Source organism: Streptomyces sp. NPDC045778 (genome assembly GCF_056431945.1).
The window spans coordinates 41,946-56,682 of record NZ_JBWKJZ010000032.1; the positions used below are offsets into that span (position 1 = coordinate 41,946).

The window sequence follows — 14,737 nt, forward strand, 5'->3', positions numbered from 1 at the left end:
CTCACAGCGAGATCAGGTCGATGTCCGCGTTCGCCCTGAGTCCCTTCTCGGCGTCCCGGGTCGCGGGGTGGGACGGGCCGAGGATGGTCCGGTAGGTGTCGAGGGACTCGTCGAGCAGGCGCCTGCTCTCCTCGGTGCGGCCCAGTGCCTTGAGGTCGTGGCTGAGGTTGAGCTGCACGGCGAGGTTCGCCGGGTGGCTCTCGCGCAGCCGTACGGAGTCCTCGGCGGCCGAGGCGTCGATCTCGTACGCCGTGTCGGGGTGGCCGAGGGCGAAGTGGTCGCTGGCCAGGTTCATGCGGGCGAGCAGGGTGCGGGGGTGCTCCGCGCCGAGGGTGCGGGTCAGGCCCTCGACGGTTTCGAGGTCGAGGTCGAGCGCGGCCTCGTTCTCGCCGAGCAGGCGCAGGGTCACCGCGAGGTTCATGGCGATGGCGTGGCTGTGGGGGTGTTCCCGGCCGTAGAGGGTGCGGTGCTGTTCCAGGGCCTGTTCGGTGAGGGCCCGGGACTCCTGGATCTTGCCGACCTGGCGCAGGTCGTTGGCGTGGCTGATGGCCATCTGCATGAACTGCCGGGTGCCGGTGCCGAAGCGCCTGCGGACGAGGGACATGTAGGGCGTGGACAGTTCGTACGCGCCTTCGTGGTCGCCCTTCTTGCGGCGGGTGACGCACAGGTTGCGGACGACCTGGACGGTGAACCAGTGGTCGCCGCCGAGCTGTTCGCGCAGGTTCGCGGCGAGCTGTTCGTAGCCTTCGAGGGACTCGTCGTAGCGGCCCAGCTCCTGGAGGTCGAGGAGGTAGGCGTTGTACGTGGACAGCGTGTAGAGGTGGTCGTCGCCGAGGACCTCGACGCGGCGCTGCCAGGTGTCGTGGTCCAGCTCCCTGGCGCGGACGGGGTCGCCGGCCAGGCGCAGGCTGACGGCGTAGTTGTTCGCGGTCAGGAGGGTGGCCGGGTCGTCGGGGCCGAACTGGGCGAGGCTGGTCTCGTAGACGCGCTGGTCGATCTCCTTGGCCTCGTAGAAGTTGCCGCGGTTGCGGTGGTTCCCGGCCAGGTAGCTCTGTGCCTGGAGGGTGTTCTCGTGCTGGTCGCCGAGCACCCTGCGGTAGCGGTCGACGAGCTGGGACTGCAGGTGGAAGGCGCGGTCGAGGTCGAGGTTCTGCTCGCGGAGGGTCTCGGCGATCTGCTGGTCGATGCCGAGGACTTCCTCGTGGTCGTCGCCGAGCCGCTCCCGCCAGATCTCGGCGGCGCGCTCGCCCAGGTTGAGGGCGGCGGCGTAGTCGCCGCGGGCGCGCAGGAACCACACCTCGTTGAGGACGAGGCGGCGCGTCCAGCCCTCTTCGCACTCGACGGCGTTGGAGGCCCGCAGATGGGTGAGGAGGGAGGAGTAGCGCGGCCAGAAGGTGGCGCGCTGGGGGTTCCTGGGGTCGGCGTTGGACAGGAGCTGGTGGGCGGCGTGCCGCATCTGGGCCCGCTCCTGCGGGTTCATCTGCTCGACGAGGACGCGCTGGACCAGGCGGTGCAGCTGGACGGTGGACTGGCGGTGGTCGATGCGGGCGAGGGCGTAGCGGCCGATCTCCCGCACGGCGCGGCCGAGTTTGACGGGGTCGTCGAGCGCGGCCTGGAGTTCCTGGGGCACGGAGATGCCGCGTACGGCCGAGAACAGGTCCCAGGAGATGGGTTCGGGGGCGAAGAACGCGCAGACCTGGAGGAGCTGGAGGGCGTCGGGGCGGTCCTCGCGGAGGCGTTCCAGGGACACGTTCCAGGCGGCCGCGACCGGCATCTCGTAGTCCGGCGGCGGGTCGGACTGAAGGAGTTCGGCCCACTTGCGTTCGAAGAGTTCGAGGTACTGCTGGACGGGCATGCCCGTCTCGGCCAGCCAGACGGAGGCCTGCTCGACGGCCAGGGGCAGGTCGCCGAGGGAGGCCGCGAGGTGGTTGACGGCCTCGTCGGCCAGCTCGGGGCTGCGGCGGCGGAGCAGCGAGACGCTCTCCTCGCGCGCGAAGACGTCGACCTCGAGGGAGCTGGCCGTATGCGACCACTGGACGTTGCGCGAGGTGACGAGGATGCGGCCGGGGCCGTCGCTGGGGAAGTACTTGCGTACTTCTTTGGGGTCTTCGGCGTTGTCGAACACCAGCAGCCAATCGCTGTAGGGCTCGCCCCTGCGCAAGGCGTCCAGGACCGCCGGGACCGCGGAGATCTCGGAGCCGACCTGGAGTCCCATCTGCTCGCCCAGTTCGATGAGGGACTGGACGATCTGGTTCTCCTGCTCGGAGGCCACCCACCAGATGAGCCGGTAGTCGCGGCTGTGCCGGTACACGTACTCGACGGCGATCTGTGACTTCCCCACGCCGCCCATGCCGTGCAGGGCCTCGGGGAGTACCGCGGTGACTCCGGTGCCCAGGCGGTCCTGCAACTGTTCGAGCAGGGCTTCACGGCCGGTGAAGTTCCTGTTCCGCTGCGGTACGTTCCCCCAGATGCGGGGCGGGTCGTGCGGGCCGCGCGGGCCCGGGGCGACCGGTAGACCGGCAGACACGGCGGGGCCTCCAGTGAGGGAGCGAGGGGGAGCTGAGGGGGAGGGGGGTGTGGCGGTGGGGGGCGCGGCCTGGGATGGAGGCGGCGACGAGTGGCCCACGCGGTCCGGGGTGTCCGGCTGGGCTTGCGCCCGGTACCGTATCGCAGTTTGATGACTCTTTTTCAAGTTTGACCCGCTATCAGCCTGTGAGTACTGTAATGACGGCTTATGTCCTGATGTAAAGGCATGAGAGGTGTCGCTGGACGTCAGGGCGCGCGGGCCTGCCGCATGACTCTGCAACAGCCTTCCCAGGTGGTTGGCGCGGGCGAGATAGGGCCCCGAGAGGGCGCAGAGCGCGGTGTAGAGGTGGGTGACGAAAGGGCGCGTCTGGTCCGTGATCGGCGGGTCGGCGACCTCGCCATCGGGCGCGACCAGGGCGCCGCCGCCCTCCCAGAGCGCCTCGAGCCGCGGCCCCAGATAGCCCTGGACCTGCCGCAGCGCCCCGATGGTGTCGGCGCGCCGTCCCAGGGCGAGCAGTTCCTCGCGCACGCCGTCCACGAAGTCGTACGACACGTGGTACGCGTCCTCGACGTCGGTGGCGTCGTCCCTGCGGCGCACCAGGCCGAGCAGCACGATCTCGGCCAGGTTCCAGAACCGGGTGCCCGGGACGGCCTGTTGGAGCAGCCGCATGACCGGCAGGTTCAGCGGCACCGCCGCGAGGCGCTTGGCGAGGGCGAAGCCCGCGGGTGAGGCGGTGGCGCGGAACCGGCGCACCACGGTGGCCGCCCGCGCGGCGCGGTCCCGCTCCGGCGGCGGCGCGGGCAGGGCGGCCGGCCGCGTCGCGTCCGCGGGCTCGTCGAGGCCCTCCAGGAGCACGTCGGCCAGGCGCTCGGGCACCGGTCCGACGGCCTCCGCGCGCAGGTCACCGGCCGGTGCCGTCAGGAGCGCGGCGATGCGGTGCCACTCGCCGGTGTCGGCCGCGGCCACCAGGCGGGCCCAGCGGCCGAGCGACTCGGGGCGCAGTTCGACGACGGGGACGGCGACGGCGTCCGCGGGGCCGGGCTCGGGGACGGCGCGGGGCGCGAGGGCGTCGGCCTCCAGGGGGCAGGTCTCGGCGTCGTAGCGGCGGTTGGGCTCGGCCGGGGACGCCGCGCGCAGGCGGGTGGGGGTGACCGTGGGCAGGGTGAGGTCCCACAGGTGCTGCGGCAGCACGCTCAGGACGGCGGTGGGGGAGGTGCCCGCGAGGCGGTGCAGGAACGCGGCGGCGCTGCCGTCGCGCCAGGCGTCGTGGCCGCCGTCCGTGACGACCAGGACCATCTGGCGCGCGCTCGGGGACAGGGCGGGCGGCGCGGCCCCGTGCGGGCTCCAGCGCACCCGCCGCACCGTGCGGAACGCCGCGGTCTGCTCCATCAGCTCGCCGATCCTGCGGGCGGTCGTGCGCCACAGGGCCATCGAGGGGCCGTCGTCCACGAGCAGCAGCAGGTCCTGCCGCCGCTCCGGCAGCGCGCGGCACACCGGCGTCCACAGGCCGTCCACCGCGGCCTGCTCGGCGGTGGCCTCCTCGTCCAGCTCCACCTCGTACGGCGACGAGCGGTAGAGGCGCAGCGGGCGCAGGGCGCGGCCGAGCGCGAGGGAGTCGGCGAGCCCCGCGGCCTCGGGGCGCGCGGCCTGCTCGGCGCCCATGGCCCCGGCGGCGCCGCCGCGCAGGCCGACGAGCGGCCTGACGGGGGCCGCGGCCGGCGGCGGCGCCTTCTCGTGCGCGGTCCCGGGGTGCTCCCGCGGGGCGTCCGGGGCGGGGCGCCGCGGCCCCGGGGGCGGCGTCGGCGGCCCCGGCGGTGGCGCCGGTGTCTCGTCGGGACGCCCGGGCCGTGCGGGCCTGGCCGTGCCGCGCGGCGCCGGCGGCGGGAACACCGGCAGGGCCGCGTCCTGGTACGCGGCCAGGTACAGGGCGTCCGCAAGCTCCGTCCACGTGGGCCCGTCCGGGCTCGGGGTGTCCGGGGCCCGCCCGGCGCGCGCGGACTCCCGTGCGGCCCGGGGCGGCGGCTCCGCGGAGGCTGCCGTCATCCCGGCCTCGATTCCGCCCCCGCCCCGTCGAGCCGGTGCCACAGGGCGTCGACCAGTTCGTCGAGCGCCCCCGCGTCGGTGGGGAGGCGTCCCGATGTCGCCAGGTACACGGAGTTGAGCAGTTGGTCGACGGCGAGGCCGCCGCGCTCACGGCTGCGCCGGAGGAACCGCTCGATCAGATCGCCGCCGTCGCCCGCGCGGGTGGCGGCGCCTTCCGCGAGGTGGGCCGTCACCATGTCGACGAGCTGCGCACGATCCGGATCCGGCATACGCAGCCGCAAACAGCGACGTAAGAAGGCGGGAGGGAACTCGCGCTCGCCGTTGGACGTGATGACGACGATCGGGAAGGCCCGGCAGCGGACCACCCCGCCGACGATCTCGGCGCCGCCCTCCGGGTCGTCGGTCAGGACGGTCACGCGCGGGTGGCGCCGCCGGGCCCGCAGCAGCTCGGAGACGGTGAACTGGCCCTCTTCGAAGACGCTCAGCAAGTCGTTGGCCAGGTCCTGGTCGCTCTTGTCCAGCTCGTCGATCAGCAGGACGCGCGGCGTCTCGTACGGGAGCAATGCCGTGCCCAAGGGCCCCAGTTGGACGTAGTCGCCGATGCCGGGGAGCTGCTCGTCGCCCGCCGCCGGGTCGCCTCCCTGGGGTGCGGCGGCGGATTCCGCCGTGTGCAGCGCGCGCAGTGCGGCGGAGTCCTGGACGCGGCCGATCGCGTCGTACTCGTACAGGCCCGAGCGCAGGGTCGTCCTGCTGGTGATGTGCCAGCGCAGGACGCGGCCGAGCCGCAGCTCGCGGCTGATGCGGTAGGCGAGGCTGCTCTTGCCCGTGCCGGGGCGGCCCGTGACCAGGAGCGGCCTTCGCAAAAGCAAGGCCGCGTTGACCATGTCGGCCTCGCGCCGCAGCTGGCCGGAGGCCGGGGAGCGGCCCGACGGCCTGCCGAGCCTGCGCTCGACCTCCTCGTCGTCCGCGGGCGGCGGCGGCACCACGGGGCCGCCGGTGAACCGTCGCCAGGGCGGCGGCTCGGGAAGCAGCTCGCGCAGGCTGGTGTCGTACAGGGGCTGTCCCGAACCGCGGTAGATCCACCAGCGGTTCTGACCGGATGAGCCGGATGAGCCGGATGGGCCCGATGAGCCGGATGGGCCGGGGGAGCCTGGCGAGCCGGACGGGCCGGGGCCGCCGTCGGTGGAGCCCGCGCCCGCGGCCGTGCCCGCAGCCGTGCCCGTGACCGCCGGGCCCGCCGCTTGTGCGCCGGGAGCCGTATCCGTGTCAGGAGTCATGTTGGCGTCAGGAGTCATGTCCTGTGACCGGACGTCCTCGGCGCCTGCGCCGCCGACCGGACGGATCCCTTGAGGCACGCCGTCCTCGGGAAGCATCGCGTCCTACCCTCCCCCCTGTGCGGAAGAACCCGCCATGGCGCCGCCCCCTCCTGGAAGGCGGTACGGATCGTCCCAGAGCAGTGCTGCGTGGCGACCGATCGTAGAGTCGCCCTCAGCAGCATCCCCGGCTTTCGCCTCTATGCGCAACGACCGGACGGCATCAGGTAGTTGATGGATTCCTGTGCGAGCGGCCAAGTCGGCCAGCTCGCCGCGGAACACCGGATCTATGCCGCCCCGTCTGTCCCACACCACGATCGGCACCCCGGCGCGCAGCGACTCGGCCAGCTCGTCCACCCCGGAACCGTCGCCGCCGGTGCCGCCCGGCGGTTCGCTGAGGACCACCATGACGCGCCGCGGGTCCGAGAGCAGCCGGGAGCGGCCGTCGTCGGGAAACCAGTGCACGGGGCCCGCGCAGCCGGTGAGCAGCGCGTCCCAGCGCCGCGCCCAGCGGCCGTGGGTGTCCGTGCGCTCCATCCTCTCGAGGCTGCGGAGCAGCACCGGGTGGTCCTCCCCGAGGCTGCCGTCCGCGCCGTGGAAGCCCCGCTTGGCCCACTGCTCGACCGGCAGCCCCAGCAGCTCCCGCGGCAGCACGAACTCCAGCGTGAGGTCCTCCTTGCAGAAGTAGGCCCACCCCGTCTCGGCCTCCTCCACCAGGGACTTGACCTGTTCGGGCAGCTCGGTCACGTCGACGCGCAGGTCACCGCCGCGCACCGGGTAGGGCTCGGGGCCCTCGATCTGCCACCAGTACGAGAGCAGCCGCTCACCCGCGTGGTCGGGGTCGGGCAGGGGGCGCAGGCGGATCAGCAGACAGGCGCTCGGCGCCCACACCGGCTCCTGCCCGACGGCACGCACCGGGGGCGCGGGGACGGGCACCGCCGCACGCACCCCGCGCCCAAGAAGGCCGGATTCCGCCCCTGCCGCCACGGGGAGGGCGGTATCGCCGCTCTTGACCGGTACGGCCGGAAGGCCGGGTCCGCCGGGCGGGCCCTCGGGCCGCGCGGGCCGGCCCCGCTCGCCCCGGCAGGCGGCCGGCGCGGCGGGCCCGTCGCCGTACGGCTCGGGCCGTGCGCGGTGCCGGGCCGCCCAGTCGAGCAGGTCCTGTTGCTGCTGGCCCTTGGCGTAGCGCGCGAGGTGCTCGACGAGCAGGACGCAGGGCGGCAGTTCGCCGGGGCGCGCGTTGAGGGTCGCGGCGTGCACGACGGCGAGCCAGGGCTCGGTGCAGTGGGCGGGCAGCGGGTCGGCGCCGTACCGCATGACCTCCTGGTACGCGCCCGCGATGTCGAGCACTTCGAGGCCGCCGAGCGCCTCCATCAGACGGGACCAGTCCTCCGGCGGGAACAAGGGCACCTCCGCCACCGCGATCGCGGTCCGTACGCGCTCGGTGTAGCGCGTGTTGCCTTCGAGGAGTTCGACGACGCCGCCGAGGACCTGGAGCCCGTCGGCGTACTCCAGGACCGCCATGAGGAGCGAGGAGAGGTACGTCCGCCGCCGGGCGCTGTCCGGCACCGTGACCGTCGCGCCGAGGGCCCGCCCCACCATGCGGGTGCACTCGCGCAGGGTGGCCGGCTCGTCGAAGGCCGGTACGCCGTCGAGGGCGTCGAGCACGATCTTGGGCGGTCCCCAGGGCTGCGTCACGGGGCACCGCCGCCCGGCGCCTGCGGCCACACCTCGTCGAACAGGGCGAGCGCCGCCCGCGCCGGAGCTGACGTGTCGTCGAGCATGCGCAGGGCGGCCACGAGGGTCTCCCTGCCGTCGCGGTGGTCGGCGCACGCCTGCACGACGTAGAAGACCTGGAGCCGGGGTCTCGGGTGCTCCCGGACCCCGTGCCGGATGTGCGCGGGAAGCAGCCGCCGCAGGGTGGCCGCGCGGTCCTCCTCGACCAGGGGCACCCTCAGGAGGGCGTCGGCGAGGGCGAATTGCTGGTGGTCGGTGGGGGGCTCCGGTACGGGGGCCCGGGCCGGGGGCGCTGTCGCGGTCCCGCCGTGCACCGCGGGGGCGAGCGCGGGCCACACACGGGCCGCCGCCTCCATGGGGAGCATCCACGCCGCCCTGGTGCGCCGGTCGCCGAGCGCGGCCGTGAGCATGCCGACCACCCGGCGCGTGGCGGGGTCCCAGACGCCCGCGCCGCTGAAGCCCGGCTCGATCCAGGCGGCGGCGGAGTCGAGCCCGTCGAGCTGCACCCAGTCCATGTGCGGCCCGCCGCGGCCCACGAGGCCCGCTCTCGACCACAGCCCGTCGGGCGCGCGGGCGGGGTGGCCGTACACACTCACCTCGCGCCGGTCGGGGTCGCCGCAGGGGCCGAGGCGCGCGAACCCGACGTCGTCGGGCGGGAGCCAGCTGGTGGTGAGGACCGCGAGGTCGACGCCGGACACTCCGTCCAGCGGCCCGGGGAACCAGCCGCCCGCCACGACCGTGGCCTCGCCCGGGGCGAGGTCCGGGCGGCCGCCGACGTCCAGGAGGACCGCGCCCGCGGGGGCGGTGGAGCTGTCCTGGCGCAGGGCGCCCGCGACCACGTGCGCGCAGGTCAGCACCAGGCCGGGCGCCACCATGACGGCCGCGCCCCGTAACGCGCCCGTCGGCGTTAGGACGCGCACGCGCCCCGCCGCGGGCGTGCTCTGCCCATCCCCCTCGGCCACTGCCCCGCCCCTTCCCCCGGCACGGATCCGACGGCGCGCACTTGCCCGTATGAAGCCAGCGTACGAAGGACGCACGCTCCGCGCACCGGCGCTGCGCGCACCGGGGCGACCCGGGCCCGCGCCCGCCGGCTGCCCGACGACTGCCCGGGCGACCGGGCGATCAGGGCCAGACCAGGCAGTACGCCTGATGTCCCGCGTCGTGCAGACGGTGGCTGAAGTCCTGCCACTCGTGCAGGAGTTGATACACGTTGAACGCGTCCCGGGGGCCGCCGCGGTCCGGGACGGTGGACCAGATGAAGGCCGCGGCGCCGACCGACTCCTCGCCGACGCCGCGCAGCGGGTCGACGACCGTCATCGGGAGCTTCACGACCGCGTAGTCGGGGTGGAGGACGACCAGTTCCAGCGGGGGGACCTTGTGCAGGGGTATGCCTTCGATGCCGGTGAGGACCATCGCGGCCATCGTCTCCGGCTTGATCTTCGTGAACATGCCGCCCATGCCCAGCTCGTCGCCGCCCAGCTCCTCGGGCCGCATCGAGATCGGTACCCGGGCCGCGGTCGCGCCGTCCGGGGCCCCGAAGTACTTGTAGGTCACCCCCACCCCGCCGCTCCTGCTTCCCGTGCGCTCCCGCCGCGCCCCGCCCGGCGCCCGCTGCTCGGGGGCCGGGACCGCCTCCGCATCTCGCCGGTGCTTTCCCCGCCGGGCACGCCGGGGACCCAGGCCGTCGGTCCCCTCGCCCAGTCCACCACCGCGCTGCATATCTCCACCCGACTGCTTTTCCAGGGCGCGCGGACCTTGCCGCGCAACCCGATCATCGTGTCAGTGACCTCCCCCACGGTCACCCGCCGAAACGTGGGGTGAAACACCAGTCCACAGGATCTCCGCACCACCCGCCCCGGGGGAACCCCGAGGAAGGACGCACGGGCGGAAAGCCGGCGCGCAGGAGGCCCCGGCACGACGTCCGGACCCTCTGACACCATGGTTCATGTGAGCTTCCCGTATAGCGCCCCAGTTTCGCAGACTCTTTTCGACCGTGCGGCGGCCGTGACGCCCGGCGGTGTGAACTCGCCCGTGCGCGCCTTCCGCGCGGTGGGTGGTACGCCCCGCTTCATGGTGTCCGGTACCGGTCCGTACCTCACGGACGCCGACGGCCGCGAGTACGTCGACCTCGTGTGTTCGTGGGGCCCCATGATCCTCGGCCACGCCCACCCCGAGGTGACCGCGGCCGTGCAGGAGGCCGTCGCGCGCGGCACGTCCTTCGGTACGCCCGGTGAGGGCGAGGTCGCGCTCGCCGAGGAGATCGTGGCCCGGATCGCCCCCGTGGAGCAGGTCCGCCTCGTCTCCAGCGGCACCGAGGCGACGATGTCCGCCATCCGGCTCGCCCGCGGGTTCACCGGCCGCGCCAAGGTGATCAAGTTCGCCGGGTGCTACCACGGGCACGTGGACGCGCTCCTCGCCGCGGCCGGGTCCGGCGTCGCGACCCTCGGCCTGCCCGACACCCCGGGTGTCACGGGCGCCCAGGCGGGCGACACCATCGTCCTTCCGTACAACGACATCGAGGCCGTGCACGAGGCCTTCCACAACCACCCGGGCCAGATCGCCTGTGTGATCACGGAGGCGTCGCCGGGCAACATGGGCGTGGTGCCGCCGGGGCCTGGCTTCAACGAGGGCCTGAAGTCCGCGTGCGAGAAGAACGGCGCGCTGTTCATCTCCGACGAGGTCATGACCGGCTTCCGCACGAGCAGGGCCGGCTGGTTCGGCGTGGACGGCGTCGTGCCCGACCTGATGACCTTCGGCAAGGTCATGGGCGGCGGCTTCCCGGCCGCCGCGTTCGGCGGCCGTGCCGACGTGATGGCGCACCTGGCCCCGGCCGGGCCCGTCTACCAGGCGGGCACGCTCTCCGGGAACCCGGTCGCGACCGCCGCGGGCCTCGCGCAGCTGCGGCTGCTCGACGACGCCGCGTACGCGAAGGTCGACGCGGTCTCGGAGCGGATCCGCACGCTGGTGAGCGAGGCGCTCACCAAGGAGGGCGTGGCGCACCGCGTCCAGAACGCCTCCAACATGTTCTCCGTGTTCTTCACGGACCGCGAGGTGCGCGACTACGAGGGCGCGAAGGCGCAGCAGTCGTTCCGCTTCACCGCGTTCTTCCACTCGATGCTGTCGCAGGGCGTCTATCTGCCGCCGTCGGCCTTCGAGTCCTGGTTCGTCTCGACCGCCCATGACGAGCGTGCCGTCGAGAAGATCGCGGCGGCCCTTCCGGCCGCCGCGCGTGCCGCCGCCGAGGCCGAGGAGGTCGGCGCGTGAGCCGGGCCGATGAGCTGACCGTCGTCCACCTGATGCGCCACGGCGAGGTGCACAACCCCGACGGGATCCTGTACGGGCGCCTGCCCGACTACCACCTGTCCGACCTCGGGCGGCAGATGGCCGACCGCGTCGCCGAGCACCTGTCGTCGCGCGACATCACGCACGTCGTCGCCTCGCCGCTCGACCGGGCGCAGGAGACGGCGACGCCGATCGCCAAGGCGCACGGGCTCGACCTCGCGACGGACGGGCGCCTGATCGAGGCGGCCAACGTCTTCGAGGGCAAGACCTTCGGTGTCGGCGACGGTGCCCTGAAGAACCCGGACAACTGGAAGCACCTGGTCAACCCCTTCAAGCCGTCCTGGGGGGAGCCGTACGTCGAGCAGGTCGTACGGATGATGGGCGCGCTCGACGCTGCGAAGGACGCGGCGCGCGGGCACGAGGCGGTGTGCGTCAGCCACCAGTTGCCGATCTGGATCGTGCGCAGCTTCGTGGAGAAGCGGCGGCTGTGGCACGACCCGCGCAAGCGGCAGTGCACGCTTGCTTCGCTGACCTCGTTCACCTACCGCGGTGACAAGATCGTGTCGGTGGGGTATTCGGAGCCGGCGCGGGATCTCGTGCCGAAGCATCTCCTGGCAGGGGCCAAACCGGTCAAGGGGAAGGCCAAGGCCTTCGGGGCCTAGCCGTCTGCTCGTGGTGCCGCTTGTTCGTCGTGGCTGCGTCTGCGGGTTCGTCGTGGCTGGGCGCGCAGTTCCCCGCGCCCCTTTGGGGCGCTCCCGTGCGGGGCGGTTTCTGTGTGGTTGCTGTGTGCGGCGGGTGATGGGGTGGCCACCCTATGGCGTGGAATGTCTGTTCTCTGTAATAGGCCCCGAATATGTCCGGCTTGGCCGGAACCCGCCCCGGCGTCGTGCCCTCTAAGTGGTTGTCCTTTGCACAACCGAGGGCGCGACGAATGGGGATGGAATGCGCGACGACAGCCGGACGGACACGGACCTGGGCGGCGGAGCACCGGCCGCGAGCCGTGGTGCGCTCAGCCGGCGGGGCGCGATAGGCCTGGGCATAGGCACCGCGGCGGCCCTCGGGCTGACCGCCTGCGGCTCCGGCTCCGGGGAGTCGGGTACGGCCGCCGACAAGGGCAAGGGGGGCGGCGGTGCCACGCCGGAGCGCCCCGCGAAGCCGATCGGTGACGGCTCCACGGCGTTCACCGGCAAGCAGCCCAAGCAGCCGGAGGCCCCCCGCCCCCTTGAGCCGGGGGAGACGCCGCCGCAGTTCGTGATCTTCTCCTGGGACGGCGCGGGTGAGGTCGGCAACGGCCTGTACCCGCGCTTCCTGAAGCTCGCCGAGGAACACGACGCCAAGATGACGTTCTTCCTCTCCGGGCTCTATCTGCTGCCCGAGTCGAAGAAGCGGCTCTACCGCCCGCCGAACAACGCCGTCGGCGCCTCCGACATCGGCTACCTCACGGACGGCCACATCAAGGAGACCCTGAAGTACGTCCGCCAGTCGTGGCTGGAGGGCCACGAGATCGGCACGCACTTCAACGGCCACTTCTGCGCGGGCACCGGCACCGTCGGCAACTGGACCCCCGCCCAGTGGCAGAGCGAGATCGACCAGGCCAAGTCCTTCGTCAAGAAGTGGCGTACGAACACGGGCTGGACGGACCTGCCGCCGCTGCCGTTCGACTACGAGAAGGAGCTGGTCGGCGGCCGCACGCCGTGCCTGCTCGGCCAGGACAACCTGCTGCCGACCGCCAAGAAGCTCGGCTGGCGCTACGACGCCTCCTCGCCCGGCGGCCGCCAGAAGTGGCCGGAGAAGAAGATGGGCGTCTGGGACCTGCCCCTCCAGCAGATCCCGTTCCCGGGGCACTCCTTCGAGGTCCTGTCGATGGACTACAACATCCTCGCCAACCAGTCGAAGAACTCCACGAAGGCCCCGCCGGCCAACTACCCGGGCTGGCGCAAGCAGGCCACCGAGGCCTACCTCGCCGGCTTCAAGCGCGCGTACGAGTCGAACCGCGCGCCCTTCTTCATCGGCAACCACTTCGAGGAGTGGAACGGCGGCATCTACATGGACGCCGTCGAGGCCGCGCTCAAGGGCATCGCAGGGAAGAAGGACGTACGCCTGGTCTCCTTCAAGCAGTTCGTGGACTGGCTCGACGTGCAGAAGCCCGAGGTGCTCGCCAAGCTGCGCAGCCTGGAGGTCGGCCAGAAGCCCGCGGGCGGCTGGAAGAGCTTCCTCTCCGACACCGGTTCCGGCGGCAGCCGCAAGGACGCCGAGAAGGACACCGGCACCGGGAACGCCGGGAACACAGCCTGAACCACCGGCTGGAAAGCGCGCGGAAACCCTGTCTGAAATGGGACTTTCCGCTACCGCGGGGGGCGTCGAAGATCCCCGGATCGGGCATGCGAAACTTTTCACATGAGTGCCGCCTGCCGCGCCCCCCGCAGCCAGAACCGCAGTCTCGACCGCCGTGCCAGCCGCCGTCGCAGTCGCGTGTCGGCGCTGGCGGCGGCCGCGGCGGCCGCCGCGCTCACCCTGACGGCGTGCAGTTCGGGCGGCACGTCGGGCGGCAGCGGCAACACGAACTTCGTCATCGGCTCCGACGGCATCTCCACCGTGAAGAAGGCCGACCGGCACGACACGCCGGACCTCGAAGGCGAGACCCTCGACGGCAAGAAGCTCAGCCTCGGTGACTACAAGGGCAAGGTCCTCGTCGTCAACGTCTGGGGCTCCTGGTGCCCGCCGTGCCGCGCCGAGGCGCCGACCTTCGCGAAGGTGGCCAAGGAGACCAGGGCCAAGGGCGTGGAGTTCGTCGGCATCAACGCCCGCGACCCCGAGAAGGGCCCGGCCATCGCCTTCGAGAAGGACAAGGGCGTGCCGTACCCGAGCCTGTACGACCCGATGGGCAAGCTGATGCTGCGCTTCCCGCGGGGCACGCTCAACCCGAACTTCATCCCGTCCACCCTCGTCATCGACAAGGACGGGAAGATCGCCGCGCGCTCGCAGCGGGCCCTCAGCGAGGAGAAGCTGCGCAAGATGATCGACCCCGTGGTCGCGGAGAAGTGACCGACGTGTCGACCGCCATCGCCGCCGCCCATACGCTCGCCGTGTCCGATCCCAACCAGACCGTCATGAGCGGGGCCCTGCTCTTCGCGATCCCCGTCGCGATCCTCGGCGGTCTCGTCTCGTTCTTCTCGCCGTGCGTCCTGCCGCTGGTGCCGGGCTACCTCTCGTACGTGACCGGCGTGACCGGGCAGGACCTGGAGGAGGCCAAGCGGGGCCGGATGGTCGCGGGGGCCGGGCTCTTCGTGCTCGGCTTCACCGCGATCTTCGTACCCGCCGGGATGTTCGTCGGGGCGCTCGGGCAGACCCTGAAGGAGCACCAGAGCACCGTCACGAACGTGCTCGGCGTGGTGATGCTCCTGCTCGGGCTGTTCTTCCTCGGCCTCATGCCCTGGCTCACCCAGCGCGAGTTCCGCTTCCACAAGCGGCCCGCCACCGGGCTCGTGGGGGCCCCGATACTGGGCGCGCTGTTCGCCGTAGGGTGGACGCCGTGCATCGGCCCGACCCTCGCGGCCGTCAACGTCCTGTCCTTCGAGGGCGCGGACCCGCGGCGGGGCGCGCTCCTCGGCGTCGCGTACTGCCTGGGGCTCGGCATCCCGTTCATCCTCGCGGCCGTCGCGTTCCGCAAGGCGCTCGGCGCGTTCGGCTGGGTGAAGCGGCACTATGCCTGGGTGATGCGGATCGGCGGCGGCATGATGATCGTGACCGGGCTGCTGATGCTGACCGGCGTCTGGGACAGCGTCATGCAGCAGATGCAGGTCTGGTCGAACAGCTACTCGGTGGGGATCTGATC

The 14,737-nt window shown here is 72.6% G+C and carries 10 protein-coding genes; 5 read left to right on the forward strand and 5 right to left on the reverse strand.

The annotated features are described in order from the left end of the window. Position 1: 1 nt before the first annotated feature. The 5 genes from fxsT to AC07GB_RS31710 all read right to left on the reverse strand — a co-directional run bounded on the left by fxsT (position 2) and on the right by AC07GB_RS31710 (position 9,180). Complete coding sequence (fxsT, locus tag AC07GB_RS31690; RefSeq protein WP_478851472.1) at positions 2 to 4,570, reverse strand: FxSxx-COOH system tetratricopeptide repeat protein; 4,569 nt, start codon at positions 4,568 to 4,570, stop codon at positions 2 to 4. Next, positions 4,567 to 5,865, reverse strand: a complete 1,299-nt coding sequence (locus tag AC07GB_RS31695) for an AAA family ATPase (protein WP_478851473.1) — start codon at positions 5,863 to 5,865, stop codon at positions 4,567 to 4,569. Before AC07GB_RS31695 ends, fxsT begins: the two co-directional genes overlap by 4 nt. A gap of 84 nt (positions 5,866 to 5,949) precedes the next feature. Further along, positions 5,950 to 7,581, reverse strand: a complete 1,632-nt coding sequence (locus AC07GB_RS31700; RefSeq protein WP_478851475.1) for a VMAP-C domain-containing protein — start codon at positions 7,579 to 7,581, stop codon at positions 5,950 to 5,952. After that, positions 7,578 to 8,540, reverse strand: a complete 963-nt coding sequence (locus AC07GB_RS31705; protein ID WP_478851477.1) for an effector-associated domain 2-containing protein — start codon at positions 8,538 to 8,540, stop codon at positions 7,578 to 7,580. The genes AC07GB_RS31700 and AC07GB_RS31705 overlap by 4 nt, the downstream gene beginning before the upstream one ends. 202 nt (positions 8,541 to 8,742) lie before the next feature. Then, on the reverse strand, positions 8,743 to 9,180 hold the full coding sequence (locus tag AC07GB_RS31710; RefSeq protein WP_030565229.1) for a hypothetical protein: 438 nt from the start codon (positions 9,178 to 9,180) through the stop codon (positions 8,743 to 8,745). A 378-nt stretch (positions 9,181 to 9,558) separates the two neighbouring features. Here AC07GB_RS31710 and hemL point away from each other — a divergent pair, with 378 nt between their 5' ends. The 5 genes from hemL (at position 9,559) to AC07GB_RS31735 (ending at position 14,735) form a co-directional block, all read left to right on the forward strand. Continuing rightward, positions 9,559 to 10,884 (forward strand): glutamate-1-semialdehyde 2,1-aminomutase, encoded by a 1,326-nt coding sequence (gene hemL, locus AC07GB_RS31715; RefSeq protein ID WP_478851479.1) that lies wholly within the window; start codon positions 9,559 to 9,561, stop codon positions 10,882 to 10,884. Positions 10,885 to 10,916: 32 nt separating this feature from the next. Further along, positions 10,917 to 11,564, forward strand: coding sequence for a histidine phosphatase family protein (locus tag AC07GB_RS31720; RefSeq protein ID WP_478851557.1), 648 nt, complete (start codon positions 10,917 to 10,919; stop codon positions 11,562 to 11,564). 280 nt (positions 11,565 to 11,844) lie between these two features. Continuing rightward, positions 11,845 to 13,197 (forward strand): polysaccharide deacetylase family protein, encoded by a 1,353-nt coding sequence (locus tag AC07GB_RS31725; protein WP_478851481.1) that lies wholly within the window; start codon positions 11,845 to 11,847, stop codon positions 13,195 to 13,197. Between the two features lie 102 nt (positions 13,198 to 13,299). Then, positions 13,300 to 13,947, forward strand: a complete 648-nt coding sequence (locus AC07GB_RS31730) for a TlpA family protein disulfide reductase (protein WP_478851483.1) — start codon at positions 13,300 to 13,302, stop codon at positions 13,945 to 13,947. 17 nt (positions 13,948 to 13,964) lie between these two features. Further along, complete coding sequence (locus AC07GB_RS31735) at positions 13,965 to 14,735, forward strand: cytochrome c biogenesis CcdA family protein (RefSeq protein WP_478851559.1); 771 nt, start codon at positions 13,965 to 13,967, stop codon at positions 14,733 to 14,735. Positions 14,736 to 14,737: the final 2 nt, after the last annotated feature.